The 19677-nt window shown below is 65.8% G+C and carries 18 protein-coding genes; 11 read left to right on the forward strand and 7 right to left on the reverse strand.

Annotated features, from left to right (window positions below; genetic code table 11):
* Positions 1-94 precede the first annotated feature (94 nt).
* From GOACH_RS24145 to lysS, 5 genes are all read left to right on the forward strand, one after another.
* Positions 95-268 (forward strand): hypothetical protein, encoded by a 174-nt coding sequence (locus GOACH_RS24145; protein WP_245551773.1) that lies wholly within the window; start codon positions 95-97, stop codon positions 266-268.
* Positions 269-377: 109 nt separating this feature from the next.
* Positions 378-2168 carry an FAD-dependent oxidoreductase gene (locus GOACH_RS00935; RefSeq protein ID WP_005169212.1) on the forward strand — a complete coding sequence of 597 codons (1791 nt, stop codon included), beginning with the start codon at positions 378-380 and terminating at the stop codon, positions 2166-2168.
* Complete coding sequence (locus GOACH_RS00940; RefSeq protein WP_005169213.1) at positions 2165-3220, forward strand: maleylacetate reductase; 1056 nt, start codon at positions 2165-2167, stop codon at positions 3218-3220. The genes GOACH_RS00935 and GOACH_RS00940 overlap by 4 nt, the downstream gene beginning before the upstream one ends.
* Positions 3217-4131: a hydroxyquinol 1,2-dioxygenase gene (locus GOACH_RS00945; protein WP_005169214.1), complete on the forward strand. Its 915-nt coding sequence runs from the start codon at positions 3217-3219 to the stop codon at positions 4129-4131. Before GOACH_RS00940 ends, GOACH_RS00945 begins: the two co-directional genes overlap by 4 nt.
* 63 nt (positions 4132-4194) lie before the next feature.
* Positions 4195-5733, forward strand: a complete 1539-nt coding sequence (lysS, locus tag GOACH_RS00950; protein ID WP_005169215.1) for a lysine--tRNA ligase — start codon at positions 4195-4197, stop codon at positions 5731-5733.
* Between the two features lie 47 nt (positions 5734-5780).
* Here lysS and GOACH_RS00955 read toward each other — a convergent pair whose 3' ends face one another.
* Complete coding sequence (locus GOACH_RS00955) at positions 5781-7325, reverse strand: bifunctional aminoglycoside phosphotransferase/ATP-binding protein (RefSeq protein ID WP_005169216.1); 1545 nt, start codon at positions 7323-7325, stop codon at positions 5781-5783.
* Positions 7322-8140, reverse strand: coding sequence for a helix-turn-helix domain-containing protein (locus tag GOACH_RS00960; RefSeq protein WP_005169217.1), 819 nt, complete (start codon positions 8138-8140; stop codon positions 7322-7324). Before GOACH_RS00960 ends, GOACH_RS00955 begins: the two co-directional genes overlap by 4 nt.
* A gap of 66 nt (positions 8141-8206) precedes the next feature.
* Here GOACH_RS00960 and GOACH_RS00965 point away from each other — a divergent pair, with 66 nt between their 5' ends.
* Positions 8207-8749: a VOC family protein gene (locus tag GOACH_RS00965; RefSeq protein WP_005169219.1), complete on the forward strand. Its 543-nt coding sequence runs from the start codon at positions 8207-8209 to the stop codon at positions 8747-8749.
* 31 nt (positions 8750-8780) lie between these two features.
* Here GOACH_RS00965 and GOACH_RS00970 read toward each other — a convergent pair whose 3' ends face one another.
* Positions 8781-10391, reverse strand: a complete 1611-nt coding sequence (locus GOACH_RS00970; protein WP_005169221.1) for a FadD3 family acyl-CoA ligase — start codon at positions 10389-10391, stop codon at positions 8781-8783.
* Between the two features lie 42 nt (positions 10392-10433).
* On the opposite strand from GOACH_RS00970, the gene GOACH_RS00975 reads away from it, so the two are divergent.
* The 5 genes from GOACH_RS00975 to GOACH_RS00995 all read left to right on the forward strand — a co-directional run bounded on the left by GOACH_RS00975 (position 10434) and on the right by GOACH_RS00995 (position 16042).
* Positions 10434-11729 carry an acyl-CoA dehydrogenase family protein gene (locus tag GOACH_RS00975; protein ID WP_005169223.1) on the forward strand — a complete coding sequence of 432 codons (1296 nt, stop codon included), beginning with the start codon at positions 10434-10436 and terminating at the stop codon, positions 11727-11729.
* 157 nt (positions 11730-11886) lie between these two features.
* The gene (locus GOACH_RS00980) at positions 11887-12717 is read left to right on the forward strand and encodes an SDR family oxidoreductase (RefSeq protein WP_005169226.1); all 831 of its coding nucleotides are present in this window, start codon (positions 11887-11889) and stop codon (positions 12715-12717) included.
* A 34-nt stretch (positions 12718-12751) separates the two neighbouring features.
* Positions 12752-13909, forward strand: coding sequence for an acetyl-CoA C-acetyltransferase (locus GOACH_RS00985; RefSeq protein ID WP_005169227.1), 1158 nt, complete (start codon positions 12752-12754; stop codon positions 13907-13909).
* 131 nt (positions 13910-14040) lie between these two features.
* A complete protein-coding gene (locus GOACH_RS00990; protein ID WP_005169230.1) occupies positions 14041-15561 on the forward strand; it encodes an aldehyde dehydrogenase family protein in 1521 nt (506 codons plus the stop codon).
* Between the two features lie 79 nt (positions 15562-15640).
* A complete protein-coding gene (locus GOACH_RS00995) occupies positions 15641-16042 on the forward strand; it encodes a DUF7832 domain-containing protein (protein ID WP_245551775.1) in 402 nt (133 codons plus the stop codon).
* A gap of 3 nt (positions 16043-16045) precedes the next feature.
* Here the strand turns inward: GOACH_RS00995 and GOACH_RS01000 are convergent, their stop codons facing one another.
* From GOACH_RS01000 to GOACH_RS01015, 4 genes are read right to left on the reverse strand one after another with little or no spacing between them, the layout of a single operon-like run.
* Positions 16046-16678 (reverse strand): response regulator, encoded by a 633-nt coding sequence (locus GOACH_RS01000; RefSeq protein WP_005169236.1) that lies wholly within the window; start codon positions 16676-16678, stop codon positions 16046-16048.
* The gene (locus tag GOACH_RS01005; protein ID WP_005169237.1) at positions 16675-17982 is read right to left on the reverse strand and encodes a sensor histidine kinase; all 1308 of its coding nucleotides are present in this window, start codon (positions 17980-17982) and stop codon (positions 16675-16677) included. Before GOACH_RS01005 ends, GOACH_RS01000 begins: the two co-directional genes overlap by 4 nt.
* Positions 17973-18710, reverse strand: a complete 738-nt coding sequence (locus GOACH_RS01010; protein ID WP_005169238.1) for an ABC transporter permease — start codon at positions 18708-18710, stop codon at positions 17973-17975. Before GOACH_RS01010 ends, GOACH_RS01005 begins: the two co-directional genes overlap by 10 nt.
* Entirely contained in the window at positions 18707-19639 is a 933-nt protein-coding gene (locus tag GOACH_RS01015; protein WP_005169240.1) for an ABC transporter ATP-binding protein, read from the reverse strand. The genes GOACH_RS01010 and GOACH_RS01015 overlap by 4 nt, the downstream gene beginning before the upstream one ends.
* Positions 19640-19677: the final 38 nt, after the last annotated feature.

The raw sequence follows: 19677 nt of genomic DNA on the forward strand, positions 1-19677 counted from the left end.
GGCGGACACTGCGGTGTGATCGGCGCCACCACCGGGCACCACGTTCACCACCGATGTCACCACGTTCATCGCCCGCAACATCTCCATCTCCGGTGTGGCGATCGGCGACTGCGACGCCAACCAGGTGATCCCCGAACTCGTCGACCACTGGCGCACCGGTGCTCTACCTGTGCAACGACTGGTCACCGTCTTCGACATGGACTCGATCAACGACGCGATCGCCGCGGCCAAGAGCGGCCGGGTCATCAAACCGGTCATCGTGTTCTGACGGATTTCTCTCAGCCCACTACAACTCTCGTCTCCCAGCGTCTCTGGGCGAGACGAGCGACCAACAACGTGAACGACCGGCCGCGCCGGTCGTGGAAAGGTGGCCACCAATGCCCGCATTCGACGACGGCATGGCCCAGACCGAGATACCCACCGGCCAGGTGGTCGAAACCGATGTACTCGTCGTCGGATCCGGACCGTCAGGCGCGGCTGCGTCGCTGATGCTCAGCGAACTCGGCATCGATAACATCATGATCACCAAGTACCGCTGGACGGCCAACACGCCGCGTGCGCACATCACCAATCAGCGTGCGATGGAGGTTTTTCGGGATCTGGGCATCGAGGACCAGGTACTGGCCGACGCGACCGCACACGATCTCGTCGGCGACACGGTGTTCTGTACGTCGATCGCAGGCGAGGAGATCGGCAGAATACGAACGTGGGGTACCAGACCTGATCGCGAGGCCGACTATCAGCTCGCGTCGCCGTGCCTGACGGTCGACATCCCGCAGACCTACCTCGAGCCGATTCTGGTGCGCAATGCGACGGTTCGCGGTACGCAGGCCAGGTTCTCCACCGAGTACCTCTCGCACACACAAGACGATGACGGGGTCACTGTCGATGTCCTCGACCGGCTCACCGCTCACCGCTACCGCATCCGCGCAAAGTATCTGATCGGGGCCGACGGCGCCAGGTCGCAGATCGCCGCCGACATCGATCTGCCGTTCGAGGGTGCGATGGACATCGCCGGGTCGATGAACATCACCTTCACCGCCGACATCGCCGCCCTCGTCGATCACCGCCCGAGCGTCCTCTACTGGGTCATCCAGCCCGGCTCCAATGTCGGCGGAATCGGCACCGGTTTGGTCCGGATGGTCCGGCCGTGGAACGAGTGGCTGATCGTCTGGGGATACGACATCAACCAGCCGCCACCAGTTCTCGACGATGCCGCCGCCACCGCGATCGTTCGCGATCTGCTCGGCATGCCAGATCTCGAACCGGAGATCACCGGCTACAGCCTCTGGGGTGTCAACGAAATGTACGCGACGAGTCTGCACCGAGGACGGGTCTTCTGCGTGGGCGACGCCATCCACCGTCATCCGCCCAGCAACGGATTGGGCTCGAACACAAGCATTCAGGATTCTTACAACCTGGTGTGGAAAATTGCCGCCGTGCTTTCCGGCCAGGCCGGGCCGGCGCTGCTCGACACCTACACCGCAGAACGTGCTCCGGTCGCCGAACGCATCGTCACACGGGCGAATCGGTCCGCACGGGAGTTCGCCGACATCTTCACCGCACTCGATATCGAGGGACTGACCGACCCGGACGAGATGGCCGCGACCATGGACCGTCGCAAGGAGAACACCCCAGAAGGTGCAGCGATGCGTGCCGCACTGGTCGACGCCTTGGAGACCAAGAACTACGAGTTCAACGCTCACGGAGTGGAACTCGGTCAGTTCTATGAGTCCGACGCGATCATCTCCGATGGCACGGTGCCACCACCGAGCCGCGATCCGGACCTCTATCACGTCATGTCGACCAGCCCTGGTGCCCACCTGCCGCACGCGTGGGTCGGAGATCAGAACACCAAGCTCGCCACGATGGATCTTGCACCCTACCGCCGCTGGACCCTGATCACCGGCGTGGCGGGGGAGCAGTGGGAGGAGGCCGCCGCGAAGGTGTCGGCGACCATGGGAATCCCTTTGGAGGCCATCGTGATCGGACCCGGTCGCGAGGTGACCGACCTCTACTTCGACTGGGCGAGGTTGCGCGAAGTCGGCGAGGCCGGTGCGCTGCTGATCCGACCGGACAAACACGTGGCCTGGCGTTCGCACGACCTCCCGACCGACCCGGAGGCCGAACTGCGTACGGCCATGACTCGATTGCTGTGCCGCACATGACGATGAGATTCGTGCACGTCAGCAACCCTCAGCGCGTGGTGTTCGCGCCCGGGGATGCGGCCCGTGCGTTGTCCGACGAGATCGACGAACTCGGCGTCAGGCGGACGATGCTGATCGCTTCGCCCAGCGGTCCGGGGGACCGGCTTGCCCGGAGCCTGCCCGTCGCTCTGCGCCACAGTGAGATCACGATGCACGTACCCGTCGAACTCGCCGAGACCGCACGAAAGCGCGCCACGGTGGCCGACGTCGATGCGGTGGTGAGTGTCGGCGGCGGTTCGGCGACGGGACTGGCGAAAGCGGTGGCGTTGACCACTGGGTTGCCGATCATCGCGGTTCCCACCACCTACGCCGGGTCGGAGGCCACCGATATGTGGGGGATGACGCAGGACGCCACGAAGAGCACCGGCGTCGATCCGCGGGTGCTGCCGCGCGCGGTGATCTACGACGCAACGCTGACAGCGTCGATGCCGTCGGACATGGCGATGGCTAGCGGGCTGAACGCACTGGCCCACGGCGTGGATTCCATGTGGGCACCGCGGTCGGATCCGATCGACCGGGCGTTGGCCGAGGAATCGATCCGCTCACTCGCGGGTGGACTGAGGGATATCGTCGACGACCCCGGCGCACTCTCCGGGCGCGAGCGCACCCTGTACGGCGCGTATCTGGCCGCGGTCGCGTTCGCATCGGCGGGTTCCGGCCTGCACCACAAGGTCTGTCACGTCGTGGGTGGCATGTTCAACCTGCCCCATGCGCAGACCCATGCCGTGGTGCTGCCACACGTCGTGGCGCTCAACGCACCCGCCGACGATGCCGCGGACACCCGCATCGCCAGAGCACTGGGTTCGTCCACAGCCAGTGACGGACTGGCCGACCTGTATCAACGGGTAGGTGCGCCGCGCTCCCTCGCCGAACTGGGTATGCCCGAAGCCGGAATCGAACGCGCAACCCACGCCATCCTTGACGTCATGCCCGTCGGGAATCCGGTCGAGCTGACCGAAGACAACCTCGCGGCGCTGCTTCGCCGTGCATGGAAAGGAACACCGATCACATGAGTACCACCGACTCCACCGTGGACCCTGCCGTCGAGACAGTCGACGAGCAGCAGCGCCGAGAAGCGCAACTCGTCGCCGACGTCGTGGCTTCGTTCGACGACTGCGCCGATCCGCGGCTGCGCGAACTGATGACCGGCATCGTCGAACACGTGCACGCGTTCATCCGGGAGACCCGCCTCACCGAGGCCGAATGGAGCACCGCGATCGACTTTCTCACCCGTGCCGGGCACATCACCGACGATCGTCGCCAGGAGTTCATCCTGCTCTCCGACGTGTTGGGCGCGTCGATGCAGACAATTGCCGTGAACAACGCCGCGTACGGCGACGCGACCGAGGCGACGGTGTTCGGGCCGTTCTTCGTCGATGACTCACCGCAGATACCTCTTGGCGGCGACATCGCGGGCGGCGCGTCTGGTCAACCGTGCTGGGTTGAGGGGACCGTGCGCGATGACCTCGGGAACCCGCTCAGCGGCGCGCGGGTGGAGGTGTGGGAGGCCGACGAGGACGGCTTCTACGACGTGCAGTACGGCGACGATCGGGTTGCCGGTCGCGCGCATCTGTTTACCGACGCCGATGGTTCGTACCGGTTCTGGGGCGTGACACCCACGCCGTATCCGATCCCGGCCGACGGTCCGGTCGGTGAGATGCTCGCCGCGGTCGGGCGTTCCCCGATGCGGGCATCTCACCTGCACTTCATGGTGTCGCACGAGGGATGTCGCACACTCGTGACGCACATCTTCGTCCGCGGCGATCGTCTGCTGGGCTCCGATTCGGTGTTCGGGGTGAAGGATTCCCTGGTGCACGATTTCGTCGAACAGCCCGCCGGATCGCCGACACCCGACGGCAGGGTGGTGACCGGTGGCTGGTCGCGCACTCGATTCGACATCGTGCTGGCGCCTGCCGGGGTGTGAGCGCAGGGCAGGGCCACGTCGGTCCCGCACCGCCCGAAAAATCAGATCCGATAGGGTTCGGGTGTGAGTGACCACCCCTCGACCACGGAAAACGACGACCAGACGCCCGAGCAATTGCGTATCCGTCGGGAGAAGCGCGACCGCATCCTCGACGAGGGACGCGAGGCCTACCCGGTGTCGATCGGGCGCACGCACAGTCTTGCCGAGATCCGCGCTGCTCACCCCGACCTCGAGGCGGGCACCGAGACCGGACACCAGGTCGGCGTCGCCGGTCGGGTGATCTTCCTGCGCAACAAGGGCAAGCTCTGCTTCGCCACGTTGCAGGAGGGCGACGGAACCCAGCTTCAGGCGATGATCAGTCTCAACGGTGTGGGTGAGGAGTCGCTTGCCCGGTGGAAGTCCGACGTCGACCTCGGCGACATCGTCTACGTGCACGGCGAGGTCATCAGCTCGCGCACCGGCGAGCTGTCGGTGATGGCGGACGAGTGGTCGATGGCGTCGAAGGCCTTGCGGCCGTTGCCGGTTGCGCACAAGGAGATGAACGAGGAGACGCGCGTCCGCCAGCGTTACGTCGACCTCATCATGCGTCCCGAGGCCCGCGAGATCGCGCGCACGCGCATCGCGGTGATCGCCGAGTTGCGCAAGGCGCTCGTGACGCGCGGGTTCCTCGAGGTCGAGACCCCGATGCTGCAGACACTGCACGGTGGCGCAGCTGCTCGCCCCTTCGTGACTCATTCCAACGCCTTCGACATCGACCTCTATCTGCGAATCGCACCGGAACTGTTCCTCAAGCGTGCCGTGGTCGGTGGTATCGAGCGCGTCTTCGAGATCAACCGCAACTTCCGCAACGAGGGCGCCGACTCGACGCACTCGCCTGAATTCGCGATGCTCGAGACCTACCAGGCCTACGGCACCTACGACGACGCAGCGACCATGACCCGCGAGATCGTCCAGGAGGTCGCGCTCGGCGCGCTCGGCACACTCACGCCGGAGATGCCCGACGGCACCACCTACGACCTCTCGGGCGAGTGGACCTCCCTGCAGATGTACCCATCGTTGTCGGAGGCGCTCGGTCAGGAGATCGTGCCCGACGGCGGGCCGGAGCATCCCGGCACAACCGTCGACGAACTGCTGGCGATCGCCAACCGCGTCGGCCTCGAGGTGCCGAAGGACAAGGGGTACGGCCACGGCAAGCTCGTCGAGGAACTGTGGGAGCACATGGTCGGCGAGAAGCTCTCGCAGCCGGTGTTCGTTCGCGACTTCCCCGTCGAGACGTCGCCGCTCGTGCGCGCTCATCGCAGCGTGCCGGGCGTTGTCGAGAAGTGGGACCTCTACGTTCGCGGATTCGAGCTGGCCACCGGCTACTCGGAGCTCGTCGACCCGGTCATCCAGCGCGAACGGTTCGTCGACCAGGCGCGTCTGGCGGCCGCAGGTGACGACGAGGCCATGCGGCTCGACGAGGAGTTCCTCGCCGCGATGGAGTACGGCATGCCTCCGACCGCGGGAACCGGCATGGGCATCGACCGACTGCTGATGGCGCTGACGGGCCTGGGCATCCGCGAGACGATTCTGTTCCCGCTGGTCAAGCCGCTGCGCGACTGACACCGGTTATAGGCGTCGCTGTGCGCCCGAATCCGAGAGCGCGGCTGTCAATCGGCCTCGGTGTCGAGTCCGCTCGCTGCGACCACGGCGTCGAGTCCGCTCGCTGCGACCACGGCGTCGACACCGCCCGCGGCATCGACGCGGCGCCAGCGGCGGCCGGGCAGTTCGAGAGTCTCGGTCTGTCGGCGCGCAACCGCGGCGTCGGCGTCCGACGCGTCGGGTCCGCGGTGTTCGATCCGTGAGATGCGCTCTGTCTCAGACAGTTCCAGCCATACTCCGCTGAAGTCGACGCCTGCGTCCTCTGCGAGGTCGGAGATCGTGGTGGATTGATCGGTCTGACCGAACACGGCGTCGGCGATCACGCTCATCCCGGCGGTGAGATCGGCGGCAGTGAGACGGAACAATTCGGCGTAGACCGCGGCGCGGGCGGAGTCGCTGTACGCCGATCGCGGGAGTTCGTCGTCCATGCTCACTCCGGAGAGCCGTTTGCGGAGCACGTCGGTCCGCAGGATGCGCGCGCCGGGTGCGGGATCGATGCTGCCGCCGATCGCTCGCGCGATCGTCGACTTCCCGGTTCCGGAGCCACCTCCGATCGCGATGAGTCGGGGCGTGTGGGAATCTGTGAATCCCCGTGCGAGAGAAAAGTACTCGCGCGATTGCACGACGTCTCCCTCGGCGGCCGCGACGTGTGCACGAACCGTCGCGCGCACCGCGAGCATCACCGGCAAGAGGCAGAACGCGCGCTCGTCGTCGGTTCGACCGTCGACGTCCGCGTGGTCGAAGTATGTGTTGACGACGACGTTGGCCTCGTGGCGCAGCCCGCGCGCCCAGAGGTCCATCGCGAGAAATGCAAGGTCGTACAGGACATCGGTGGTGGCCATCTCGGCGTCGAATTCCAAGCAGTCGAACGGGGTCGGTTCGCCGTCGATGATCGCAACGTTCGCGAGGTGCAGGTCGCCGTGGCAGCGGCGTACTCGACCGGCACGCGCCCGTTCATCGAGCAGTTCGCGGTGCTCGGTGACCAATGCCGTGATGCGGTCGGTGAGTTCGATTGCCGCAGCGGGGTCGATGATCTGCGGGAACACCGTCATGCTCGCGAGATTTCCGTCAACGACCTCCTGTAGCCGTTGCGCCCCAAGCGGATCCGCACTGACCTTCGACGTGCGATGGAGCGCGACGATCCGCACCGCGAGCCGCTGCAGCAACTCGTCACTGAGACCCCCTGGATGCGCGTGCGTGATGAGCAACGCATCGTCGTCGAATCGTTTCATCTCGAGCACGTGGTCAACGACCTCGCCGGAACCGTCGAGGGAGAGCGCACCGTTCGCGCTCCGGCGGATGGTGTGCACCGCCGCGTAGAGATCAGGTGCGAAGCGGCGGTTGAGCCGGAGCTCGTCGTCGAGCGCGTCTCGACGACGTCGTGGGGTGCTGAAGTCGAAGTAGCGCAGCCGAACCGGCCGTTTGAACTTCCATGCGCGGTCGCCGTTGAGAATGATCACGGCACCATGCGTGACAATTCTCCGCGTGGGAGTGGCCGGGTCGAGGACGCCGACCCCGGCGAGCAGTTCCTCGGTCGGGTCCGTGTCGGTCACGAGTCCACAGCCTTCTCGACGCTGCGTCGGTACTCGCCGGGAGGCAGTCCGAGCGTGTGGCGAAAGTCGGCCGAGAAGTGCGCCTGGTCGGTGTACGCGAGATCGGCGGCGACCTCGGCGATGGTGATCTCGGGTTCGGCACGCAGACGCTCAGCGGCCTCCTGCAATCGGTATCGCCGGATCACCGCGAGCGGCGAGAGTCCGATGTACCTGTCGGCCAGACGCTGGACGCTGCGCACGGACATCGACAACCGGCGGGCGAGGTCGTCGACGCGAATGATGCTGCGGTCGGCCGCTATCAGGTCCACCATCTCATTGGCGAGTAGCGCCGAATCCGGCGCTCTCGTCGTCCGCTCGCGCAGCCACGACGAGAAGCGAGACGCGGCTTCGGCGATGGCTGGCGACTCGACACTCATTGCGGCAGAGATGGATTCGAACAGTTCGGTGGCGTGGTACTGGCGGGCGTCGTCGCGCAGCTCCCGCGGGGATATGTCGAGCGCCGCAGCGCCTGCCGGCCGCAGCAGCGCACCCACTGCCCACCCCGTTCCCGTCAGATCCCGATGCGAGCATCGCATCGTCGGGCCGACGATCGTGACACCATCGGGTTCGACGACGAGGTTGCATGCGGGAAACGGCAGGATGTTCTGCCGCGAGGTCCTGCCCGGCGCGAGATTCCACTGCGGTATCCAGAACCAGGCGACAATCGGTGCGAGATCGTCCGGCGCGGCGATGCGATCGAAGGTGGGGAGGCGGGCGGGGTAGAGCACCCCGCGCGTGTCGGGGCCGCCGGTGTGGTGCTCTCCGCGGGCGGGCATGGACTCCACGATAGTCGTCGCAAATCTACAAGCCTTGTGGCGCGCGCCATCCCTACCGTGACGAGCATGACATCACACGAGAACACCACCGGACAAGAGGACACCGCCGGCTCCACTGTGCACGGCGCCACCGGCGCGCACACCACCGACGGCATTCCGCACGGGCTCACGAGCCTGACCCCGTTCCTCGTCGTACCGCGCGCTCAGCAGGCAATCGACTTCTACGCAGGCGTGTTCGGTGCACGTGTCGTCGACGTAACCGAATTCGACGGTGTGGTCGCACATGCCGACCTCGACTTCGGTACGGGCCACCTGCAACTCGGTGAACCCAACGAAGCGTACGGGCTGATACCGGCACCCGACGGTCCCGCGGCCTGCTATTCGCTGGGGTTCTACTGTGCCGATGCCGACGACGTGGTCGCCAGGGCAGAGGCCGCCGGCGCGACGATTCGCGAACCGCTCGCGACGTTCGTCTCGGGCGATAGGTTCGCGTCGATCCTCGACCCCTTCGGCGTGCGATGGTCGGTGATGACACGCGTCGAGGATCTCTCCGAGGAGGAAAGCGCCCGCCGCGTCGCGGAATGGGCTGCCGCGCAAGCGACGCCATGATCCGGGGACACGTCTCGGTCCCGACCCCGTGTCAGTGCAGTTCGCGTTTGAGGATCTTGCCAGACGCGTTGCGTGGGAATCCGTCGACGAACACCACCGAGCGCGGCACTTTGAAGTTGGCCAAATGTGTGCGGGCGTAGGTGAGTACGTCGTCCTCGGTGAGCGTGGCGCCCTCGCGAAGGGCTACGAATGCACGGCCGACCTCTCCGAGTCTGTCGTCGTGCACCCCGATGACAGCGGTTTCGGTCACCCCTTCGAGGCGGGCGAGCGTCTGCTCGACCTCGGCGGGGTAGACGTTGAAGCCGCCGCAGATGTACATGTCCTTGAGTCGGTCGGTGATCCGGAGATTCCCGCGTTCGTCGATGACCCCGACGTCACCGGTGTGCAGCCAGCCGTCGGCGTCTATGGTCGCGGTGGTTGCTGCTGGATCGTCGAGGTATCCACCCATGACCATCGCTCCGCGGGCGAGTACCTCGCCCTGATCTGATAGCGCGATCTCCATGCCGTCGAACGCGCGCCCGCACGTCGTGGCCACGGTGACGTCATCGTCGTCGGGAGTGCATGTGGAGATGAACCCGCTTGACTCGGTCTGCCCGTATGCGGTGATCACCGTGTCGACGCCGAGGTCGCGTTGAATGCGTTCGACCAGTACCACCGGCACGATGGCGGCACCGGTCACCACCAGCCGCAGTGAAGACAGGTCGTGATCGGCGCGGGCAGGGTCGTCGAGGATGGTCTGGAAGATCGTCGGCGCTCCGGGGAACACGGTCGCGCGTTCGGATTCGATGAGCCGCATGGCGTCGGCGGGGGAGTAGATAGCAAGCGGAATCATGGTCGCGCCGAACAGGATCGACGGCAGGATGCCCGCCTTGTACCCGAACGTGTGGAAGTACGGATTGACCATCAGGTAGCGATCGGTTGGGCTCAGGCGCCCGTTGGCTCCCCATGCGCGCGAACCTGCGATGGTCTGCTGATGCTCTGCCAGAACGCCTTTCGACTTCCCGGTGGTTCCCGACGTGAACAGGATGTCGGAGATGTCTTCTGGTGCAACAACTGCTGCTCGACGATCCGCCTCCGCGCCGCTCTGCGCACTGCTACGCGCCAGGAAAGATGGCCAGTCGACGGCTCCCTCGGGTGCATTCGTCGACTCCCCGAGAGGCACGCGGACGACGAGTTCCGGCAGCGATCGACGATGCCCGGCGAGCAGATCGTCGGCATGGTCGACTCCGAGGAAATCTCCTGACACGACGACTGCCGCGACCTTCGACCTCTCGATCACGTCGACCGCCTCGGTGGTCGTGTACCGGGTGTTGAGGGGCACAAGCACCCCGCCCGCGTACTGGATACCGAGCGCCGCGATGGGCCAGTGGTAGCTGTTGGGCGACCAGATCGCCGCGCGGTCGCCTGGCGCGAATCCCGATGCGACGAGCGCCGCGGCGAAGTCGCGTACCCGTTCCAGCAGTTCAGCGTAGGTCAGCTCGACCGTCTCGCCCCACTGGGTGTCGACGATCGCCCGCTGCGTCGGCCACGTTCGCGCCGCGTACGCCAGCGCCGCCGGTGTCGTCTGTGCGCTCTCTGCCGTCGACTGGGCGCCTTCGACCGTCGACTGGGCGCTGCCACCGTTCGTCACTGTCGCCTCCATGTCTCAAACCTAGCAAATGCTTGGTAGGTTATGCTAGCGACCATGACGTCGATCAACCTTGCCGATCGGGCCGTTGACCTGGGTGAATGGGCTCGACGCACCCCGGACGCCACGTCTGAGTTCACCCGGGCTGTTCGCGAGTGGCTCGCGCAGAATCTTGTCGACGAGTTTGCGCTCCTCATGGGCAAGGGCGGTCCCGGGAGCGAGCACGAGTTCTTCGCCGAGCGCCTGGCGTGGGACCGGCACCTCGCGGCGTCGGGATGGACATGCCTCGGGTGGCCCACGAGGTACGGGGGCCGGGGCGCGACACTCGAGCAACGGATCATCTTTCATCAGGAGTATGCGCGTGCGAATGCGCCTGCGCGGGTGAATCACCTCGGAGAGGAACTTCTCGGGCCGACGCTGATCGAGTTCGGCACCGAGGAACAGAAGCAGCGGTTCCTCCCCGGCATCGTCGACGTCACCGAACTGTGGGCGCAGGGATACTCCGAGCCGGGCGCGGGGTCTGATCTCGCAGGCGTGTCCACGACTGCGCGACTCGACGACGATGGCAACCGTTGGCATATCAACGGACAGAAGATCTGGACCTCGCTCGCCCATGTCGCACAGTGGGTGTTCGTCGTAGCGCGCAGCGAGCCGGGCTCGTCGCGGCACAAGGGTCTGAGCTTTCTCCTCGTGCCGCTCGATCAGTCGGGCGTCACGGTTCGTCCTATCCAACAGTTGACTGGGACGTCGGAGTTCAACGAGGTCTTCTTCGATGACGCGACCACCGAGGCCGACTTGATCGTCGGCGCGCCGGGCGAGGGGTGGGCTGTCGCCATGGGACTGCTGCAGTTCGAGCGCGGCGTCTCGACACTCGGTCAGCAGGTGGGATTTGCCCGCGAACTCGACGCGCTGACCGAGATGGCAAGGGCCAACGGCACGCTCGGCGATCCCGAGATCGCCACACGTCTCGTCCGAGCACGAATCCGACTACGGGCGATGAGGGCCAACGCGCAGCGGACGCTCGACGGGGACGCGGCCTCGTCCGGAGGCACGTGGGGTGCGGCCGCGGCCGCAGGCGTCGCGTCGGTCGCAAAACTGTTGTGGGCCAATTGGCATCGCGACCTTGGTGAGCTGGCAATGGCCGTGGCGGGCCCCGCGTCGCTGATCGGGCCAACGGAAACGGTCGAGGGGCGCCGAAACGAGATCGCCGATCCGGAGCATGTCGAACTCGACGAGTGGCAGCGGTTGTTCCTGTTCACCCGCGCCGACACCATCTACGGCGGCTCGAACGAAGTGCAGCGCAACATCATCGCCGAGCGTGTTCTCGGCCTTCCCCGCGAGGCACGAGCATGAGATCGGCACAGCGAGGCACGAGCATGAGATCGGCACAGCGAGGCACGAGCATGAGATCGGCACAGCGAGGCACGAGCATGAGATCGGCACAGCGAGGCACGAGCATGAGATCGGCACAGCGAGGCACGAGCGTGCCGACAGAGGAGGTTCACGCGCAATGACGCAGACGACATCGGGATCGCTCGATCGGACACGATCGCCGTTGGGTACGCCTCCCGAGGAAACACCCGGCCACGGATTGTTGTTGGGGCGCAAGGTGGTCGTGACGGCTGCGGCGGGTACCGGTATCGGGTTCGCGACGGCACGTCGAGCACTGCTCGAGGGCGCCGACGTCGTACTCAGCGACTGGCATGAGCGTCGACTCGGCGAGGCGGCGGACGAGCTCCGCAGAGAGTTCGACGGTCAGACCGTCGAGCAGGTGGTGTGCAACGTGCAGTCCACCGACGACGTCGACGCGTTGATCTCGGGTGCTGCGGACAGGCTCGGACGTATCGACGTGTTGGTCAACAATGCGGGTCTCGGTGGCGAGACGCCGGTCGCCGACATGACCGACGAGGAGTGGGACCGCGTCCTCGACATCACGCTCACGGGCACCTTTCGCGCCACCCGCGCGGCGTTGCGTTACTTCCGCGCGGTCGAGCACGGCGGTGTGATCGTCAACAACGCGTCGGTCCTCGGCTGGAGAGCCCAACGCGGACAGGCGCATTACGCAGCAGCCAAGGCGGGGGTGATGGCGCTGACGCGGTGCTCGGCCGTCGAAGCCGCCGACGTCGGTGTGCGCATCAACGCCGTTGCACCGTCGATCGCGAAGCATCCGTTCCTCGCAAAGGTCACCAGCGACGAGTTGCTCGACGAACTCGAGCAGCGCGAGGCCTACGGCCGTGCGGCCGAGGTCTGGGAGATCGCTGCCACGATCGCGATGCTCGCCAGCGACTACACCACGTATCTCACCGGCGAGGTGGTGTCCATCTCCAGTCAGCGCGCCTGAGCGGCGTCAACCTTTCATCACCACAGGAGTTTTCATGAGCACACCGCAGGCATACATCGTGGACGCGATCCGCACACCGGTCGGCAAACGCAACGGGTCGCTGGCGAAGACGCACCCGGCCGACATGGGCGCGCACGTCATCCGCGCGTTGGTCGAGCGCACGGGAATCGACCCGGCAGTTGTCGACGACGTCGTCTTCGGGTGCGTCGACGCCATCGGTCCGCAGGCCGGCAACATCGCACGCACCGCGTGGCTCGCGGCCGGGATGCCCCTCGAGGTGCCCGGGACGACCGTCGACCGGCAGTGCGGCTCGAGTCAGCAGGCGATTCATTTCGCGGCGCAGGGCGTGATGAGCGGGACCCAGGACGTCGTGGTGGTCGGCGGCGTGCAGAACATGAGCGCAATCCCCATCTCGCAGGCGATGATCGCAGGTCAGGAGTTCGGATTCACCACGCCGACAGCGGAATCCGTGGGCTGGCGCGAACGATTCGGCGATGCCGAGGTCTCCCAGTTCGTCGGCGCAGACCAGATGGCACGCACGTGGGACATCAGCCGCGAGGACATGGAGGCCTGGGCGCTGCAGTCTCATCAGCGCGCGAAGGCCGCCATCGCCGCAGGGCGGTTCGACGACGAGACTGTCGCCCTGGGCGATTGTGTGGTCGACGAATGCCCGCGGGAGACGTCACTGGAGAAGATGGCCGGACTGGCTCCCCTCGCCGAGGGGTCGCGGCTGACGGCAGCGGTCGCGTCGCAGATCTCCGACGGGGCGTCGGCCGCTCTGGTGGTCAGCGAGAAGGCACTTGCCGAGTACGGACTGACACCGCGCGCCCGCATCCATCACATCTCGGTCCGCGGTGACGACCCGGTGATGATGCTGTCGGCTCCCATTCCCGCGACCAAGTACGCCCTTGCCAAGGCTGGCCTGAGCATCGACGACATCGACGTCGTCGAGATCAACGAGGCATTTGCCTCGGTGGTCCTTGCCTGGTTGAAGGAGACCGGTGCCGACCCTGCGAGGGTCAACCCGAACGGTGGTGCGATCGCGCTCGGACATCCACTCGGCGCCACGGGTGCGAAGCTCTTCGCGACTCTGCTGAGTGAACTGGAGCGCACCGGCGGTCGGTACGGTCTGCAGACCATGTGCGAGGGCGGCGGCACCGCGAACGTCACGATCATCGAGCGTTTGGGCTGACAGAACTGACAGGGAGGCCCGGACCCCACTCTCGCCAAGATGTGACCGACGACATAGCATGGTGATACGCATGTCGGGTGTCGTCTCACGCGACGGTGCCCCGACCATCAGTGAACCGGCAAGGAGCCATCATGACCAAGCCTGCGGATGCGACGACCGGAGCCGGAAGGCGCATCGAGAAGGGGGTCTCGTCCGAGGCTCACTCGATGACCGAACTGCTCGAGATCCAGCAGGCCGCATTCCTGCGTGACGGCATCCCGGACGCCAATACGCGCATCGACCGCATCACCCGACTCGGGTCGCTGCTGCTCGACAACTCTGATGAGATCTGCGCCGCTCTGACAGCCGACTTCGGCACTCGTCCAGCCGAATTGAGCGTCACGGCTGATGTCGCGGGATGCCTGATCGACATCACACATCAGCGGCGTGGCGTGAAGGAGTGGATGAAAGAGACGCCGTCGGCGCGAGTGCAGGGGTTGATCGGATTCAAGCAGCGCGTACGCCACGATCCGCTGGGGGTCGTCGGCATCATGGGGCCGTGGAACTTTCCGCTCCAGCTGACGTTTGTGCCTGCCGCATCGGCGTTCGCAGCGGGTAATCGGGTGCTGATGCGGCCCTCGTCGATCACTGCCCGCACCACCGAGCTGATCGCACGACTCGCGACCGACTACTTCTCGATCGAAGAGCTCGCGGTCATCACACCAACGCACGGTTCGGGCTCCGACTTCGCGAAACTCACCGTCGACCACATGTTCTTCACCGGTTCACCCGAGGTCGGTTCGTCGGTGGCGCAGGAGGCTGCCAAGAACCTCGTCCCGGTGACGCTCGAACTCGGCGGCAAGAACCCTGCGGTCGTCGACGTCTCCGCCGACATCGGCAAGGCCGCGAAGATGCTCGCCGACGCCCGTATGGCCAACGGTGGTCAGGTGTGCCTGTGCCCGGACTACGTTTTCGTGCCCGAGGCGAAGCTCGGTGAGTTCACCGACACCGTCATCGCCCACTGGACCGAGAACTTCCCGACGATCTACGACAACCCCGACTACACCTCGACGATCAACCAGAAGAACTACGACCGCATCGTCGGCCTGATCGACGACGCCGTTGAGCTGGGGGCGCAGAAGCGGCAGGTCATCCCGGGCGGGGAGCAACTTCCGTCCGCGGAGCGTCGCAAGATCCCGCCGACACTGCTGACCGGGGTGAAGGCGGGCATGAAGATCGCCGAGGACGAGGTCTTCGGACCCGTGTTGAGTGTCTACCCGTACCGTGATCTGACGGAAGCGATCACGCACATCGCGTCGAACCCGCATCCGCTGACGATGTACTGGTGCGGCGACGACAACGACAACTTCAAGCGCCTCGCCGACAACACCAGGAGCGGCTCGATCAACGGCAACGATTTCGCGCTGCACATGTTCGGTGCGGAGTTGCCGTTCGGTGGCGTCGGCCGCAGCGGCATGGGTGCCTACCACGGCAAGACCGGCTTCGAGACCTTCAGTCATGCACGCGCAGTGGCATTCTCGACGATGCCGGTCACGGTCGCGGAGATGATCTCGCCACCGTTCACCGCGCGCGACAAGCGCATGGCGAAGGGGCAACTGAAGATGTGGAGCGCGCTCACCAAGCGCGCGCAGAAGAAGGCGCGCAAGCGCTGAGAGCGCGGTGCGCCGACGCGCAGTGGTCGGGCGCGCCGATTGTCATCGATCGTCGGTGCGAATGGGTACCCTCGCCGACGTGACTTACGACGATGCGACTTATCACAGCGACGACACCGAGGAATACGGCTTGCCCGAGGAGTCGTCTGTGACGCACATACTGGCCTTCCTTGCGTGGTGTGCGCAGCGACGTCTGCTGGCCGATTACCATGCCACGGAATCGATTGCGCTGATCGAACGGACATCGAGTCCTGTGGAGATCGCGGATACGTACTTCGATCGCCAGATCGACCCGTCGATGCTCACCGAGGAGGGAAACCGGTTCGCGCAAGAGCGGTACGGCGACTACCTCGACCGGATCGAAGCCTTACCGGCGGTCGCGGAGTACGAGTCGCTCTACCACCTTCCGACGACGTGGCAGACCGTCGACCTCTACCTTCCTGTTCTCGACGATCTCTTTGCGCGGTGGAGCCGGACGTGATGCTCAGCGGATGAGCCCGCGCTCGAACGCAACCCGCACCGCTGCGGCGCGATCGGTGACGCCGAGTTTCGGGTAGAGCCGCAACAGGTGCGTTTTGACCGTCGCCTCGCTGATCATGAGTTCGGCGGCCACCTGTCGGTTGGTGCCGCCACCGGCGATGGCACGCAACACTTCTCGCTCTCGTGCGGTGAGGGTGTCGGCTCGGTTGCGGCCCATCAGGCTGCCGGCGACCCTCGGGTCGAGGACGCTATGCCCTGCTGCCGCGCGGCGCACCGCCGCGATCAGTTCGTCGCGGGGCGTCGCTTTGAGGAGGTAGCCGTCGGCGCCCGCATCGACTGCGGCGTGGATGTCGGTGTCGGTGTCGTAGGTCGTCAGCACCAGGATGCGCGGCCACTGTGAATCGGCGGCGCGCAGAGCGCGAATTGCGTCGACACCGTCGGAGCCCGGCATCCGCAGATCCATGAGCACCACATCAGGTGTCGCTGCCGCGATTCTGGCGAGCGCCTCGTCGCCGCTCGAGGCCTCGCCGACGACGGCCATGTCGGGCTCGCGCTCGAGCATCCCCCGGATGCCGTCACGGACGACCGGATGATCGTCGACGACGACGATGCTGATGGTTCTCGGACCCGAATTCATGCGCGTACTCCCGGCGTTGCGATCGGAATCGATACCGACACCACACAACCCGACGTCGGCTCGGACTCGACGACGACACTCCCGCCGAGAAGTTCGGCGCGCTCGCACATGCCGGTCAGCCCGAACCCGCCGTGTATCGAACGCTGCACCGCACCGACGTCGAATCCGCATCCGTCGTCACGGATGTCGAGGAGCAGCATGTCGTCGAGATAGGTGAGCGTCACCACGACATGCCGGGCGCCCGAGTGCCTCGCGATGTTCGCGAGGGATTCCTGGAGGATGCGCAGTACGGAGTCGTCACTGCCCGCGAGTTCGCGGGCATCGCCGTCGACCCGTAGGACCGCCGAGATCCGAGTGCGTTGCGAGAACGCGGAGAGCTGCTCGTGTACGGCGGTCGGCAGCGACTGTGCGTCGAGTGTCACCGGGCGGAGAGCGTTCACCGCGCGTCTCGCCTCACCGAGACCCTCACGCGCAAGGGCTTTCGCGTTCTCCAACCGGTCGTGCGTTGCGCGCGACAATTCGTTCTCGTCGACGGACTCCAATTGGGTGACCACGGCGACGAAGCCCTGTGCGACGGTGTCGTGCAACTCGCGGGCGAGTCGGGAACGCTCGTCGCGGATACCGGCCAGGCGCGCCTGTTCGACGAGCTCGGACTGCAGGTGTGCGCTGCGCGAACGCTCCGCGAGTAGTTCGTCGGTGAGATGATTGCGGCGGATCACCGACGTCTCGCGTGCCTCGATCACGGCCACGAAGGCGACGCCGATCACCACGTTCAGGATCCACGCGAGGATCGACGCCCATAACGGGTCGGCCAGGTTCTGCCAGCCATAGCGCTGTGTCGCGGTCATGAGCACGCAGGACACGCTGATGGACAACAACATCGGGATGCCGGTGAACAACGACGCGTAGAGCATGTAGCCGGCCCAGGAGGCGATACCTGCTATCGGTGTCGCGGCGATGGCTGTCGCGATCAGGGCCGTGTTGACGATGACGATCGCCACGCGCCGCCACATGGCGCCGATGTCGACGCGAATCCAGAACTCGGTGAAGACGATCAGCGCGAGCATCGCCGACGCGCTCACCAGATGTCGAGTCAACGACGCCGGGACGAGCTGTGCCACGACCAGCGATACGCCATAGAGGGCGCGCAGGGTCCACACCTCGGCGGCCGGTGGCACGATGGTGTCGGGCCAGGTCAGCTCGGGTCGGTTGTCGCGCCAGAGACCCTGCGGTTCGCGCCCTGGGTCACGCCGGAACAGCCCGCGTGTGAGCGCCGTGGTGGTGAACGGGCTGGTCACTCCCACTTGAAGGTCCGGATCGCGATTGCGGTGGTCACTACGCCCCACACCAGTAGTGTGCCGAAGTACCCGACCGGGGGCCACCCCGTCGTCGCGGTGTCGACAAGGGTCTGCGTCCCTGCGCCCGAGGGGGTCAGGTTCGAGATGACGTGCATCCACCCCGGCATCGTCGACCGCGGAATCCACAGTCCGGCGAAGAACATCAACACGAAGAACACCGCGGTGCCGAACCCGGCCGCGACCTTCGCGTTCCGGAACAGCGAGGCGATCACCATCCCCAGACCGAGAAATGCCGAGCCGGTGAGCACGTAACTCACGACGAATCCGACGGGATGTCGCGGCCACTGGCCCGAAATGATGCCGGGCACCACGACGATCACGGCGAGACAGACGATCGAGACGGCTGAGATCAGCACGAACTGAGCGATCAGCAGCAGTCCTGGTGACGCAGGAGTGGTGCGTAACCGCTTGAGAATCCCCATTTCTCGGTACCGCGTCAGTACATCGGGCAACGCCTGGACGGCGAGCATCGCGAGCACGAAGAGTACGAGTATCGGTTGGTACACCTGGAACACGCTCAATCCGCCGAAATCGTCGACCGGCTCGCGGGCCGCGGGAATCGAGGCGAGCACGATCGACGCGACGACCGGTAGCAACACCGTCCAGATCACGACACCCGGATTGCGGGCCAACAGTCGCGCCTCGGAACCGATCATCGCTGTTGTGGCGCTCATCGTCGTACTCCTTCTGTGTCGTCGGTGTCGGCTTCTGCATGTGTGAGCGCGAGGAACGCGTCGTCGAGGTTCGGTTGGTCGACGCGTAGTTTGCGGCACGCGACACCGCGCTCGTGCAGCGCGATGATGACCGCCGAGGCGACGTTGTCGCTGCCCGTGACCAGAACCCGCTCGCCGGACCGCTCGACGCGGTGGACGTCGGGCAGCGTGGCGAGTGCCGCGACGTCGACTGCAGAGGTCGGGATGAACGACATCCGCTGGTCGGCCTGGACCGATGTAGCCAGGTCAGCGGGGGTGTCGAGCGCGACGACACGTCCCGAGTCGATCACGGCGACGCGGTCACACAGACGTTCGGCCTCCTCCATGAAGTGGCTGACCAGGAGGAGGGTCACGCCGGTGTCCTTGAGGTCTTCGAGGAGGCCCCATACCTCGCGACGGGCAGTCGGGTCGAGCCCGGTCGTCAGCTCGTCCAGGATGGCCACCTTCGGATTGCCGATGAGCGCCAGGGCCACCGAGAGCCGCTGCTTCTGTCCGCCGGACAATCTGGCGAAAGAGGTGCGTTCGTGTCCACTCATGCCCAGGCGATCGAGCAGTTCACGCCAGTCGCGTGGGTGAGAGTAGAAACCGGCATACAGCCGCATGGCCTCCCCGACGGTCTGCTTGTCGGGCAGGCGCGACTCCTGCAGTTGGACGCCGAGCGATTCCCGCAGCCCCCGCTCCTGAGCAGCGGGGTCGAAACCCGCGACGCGCACACGGCCGCCGTCACGCATGCGAAGGCCACCGATACATTCGACCGTGGTGGTCTTGCCCGCACCGTTGGGGCCGAGGATGCCGAAGATCTCGCCTTCTGCGACCTCGAAGTCGACGCCCCGCACGACCTGTGTGTCGCCGTAGCTCTTTGTCAGTCCCGCAACCTCGATCATTGCCATGCATACAACGATCGCGGTCGGCCGCCGCGAACGAATCC

Origin of the sequence: Gordonia aichiensis NBRC 108223 (assembly GCF_000332975.1) — a bacterium.
Lineage (GTDB): Bacteria > Actinomycetota > Actinomycetes > Mycobacteriales > Mycobacteriaceae > Gordonia > Gordonia aichiensis.

What these genes read in the sequence shown, in the direction of transcription:
- GOACH_RS00935 (WP_005169212.1), top strand. Translation starts at nt 378, where the DNA reads ATGCCCGCATTCGACGACGGCATGGCCCAGACCGAGATACCCACCGGC.
- GOACH_RS00940 (WP_005169213.1), top strand. Translation starts at nt 2,165, where the DNA reads ATGACGATGAGATTCGTGCACGTCAGCAACCCTCAGCGCGTGGTGTTC.
- GOACH_RS00945 (WP_005169214.1), top strand. Translation starts at nt 3,217, where the DNA reads ATGAGTACCACCGACTCCACCGTGGACCCTGCCGTCGAGACAGTCGAC.
- GOACH_RS00960 (WP_005169217.1), bottom strand. Translation starts at nt 8,140, where the DNA reads ATGCCCGCCCGCGGAGAGCACCACACCGGCGGCCCCGACACGCGCGGG.
- GOACH_RS00965 (WP_005169219.1), top strand. Translation starts at nt 8,207, where the DNA reads ATGACATCACACGAGAACACCACCGGACAAGAGGACACCGCCGGCTCC.
- GOACH_RS00970 (WP_005169221.1), bottom strand. Translation starts at nt 10,391, where the DNA reads ATGGAGGCGACAGTGACGAACGGTGGCAGCGCCCAGTCGACGGTCGAA.
- GOACH_RS00975 (WP_005169223.1), top strand. Translation starts at nt 10,434, where the DNA reads ATGACGTCGATCAACCTTGCCGATCGGGCCGTTGACCTGGGTGAATGG.
- GOACH_RS00980 (WP_005169226.1), top strand. Translation starts at nt 11,887, where the DNA reads ATGACGCAGACGACATCGGGATCGCTCGATCGGACACGATCGCCGTTG.
- GOACH_RS00985 (WP_005169227.1), top strand. Translation starts at nt 12,752, where the DNA reads ATGAGCACACCGCAGGCATACATCGTGGACGCGATCCGCACACCGGTC.
- GOACH_RS00990 (WP_005169230.1), top strand. Translation starts at nt 14,041, where the DNA reads ATGACCAAGCCTGCGGATGCGACGACCGGAGCCGGAAGGCGCATCGAG.
- GOACH_RS01000 (WP_005169236.1), bottom strand. Translation starts at nt 16,678, where the DNA reads ATGAATTCGGGTCCGAGAACCATCAGCATCGTCGTCGTCGACGATCAT.
- GOACH_RS01010 (WP_005169238.1), bottom strand. Translation starts at nt 18,710, where the DNA reads ATGAGCGCCACAACAGCGATGATCGGTTCCGAGGCGCGACTGTTGGCC.
- GOACH_RS01015 (WP_005169240.1), bottom strand. Translation starts at nt 19,639, where the DNA reads ATGGCAATGATCGAGGTTGCGGGACTGACAAAGAGCTACGGCGACACA.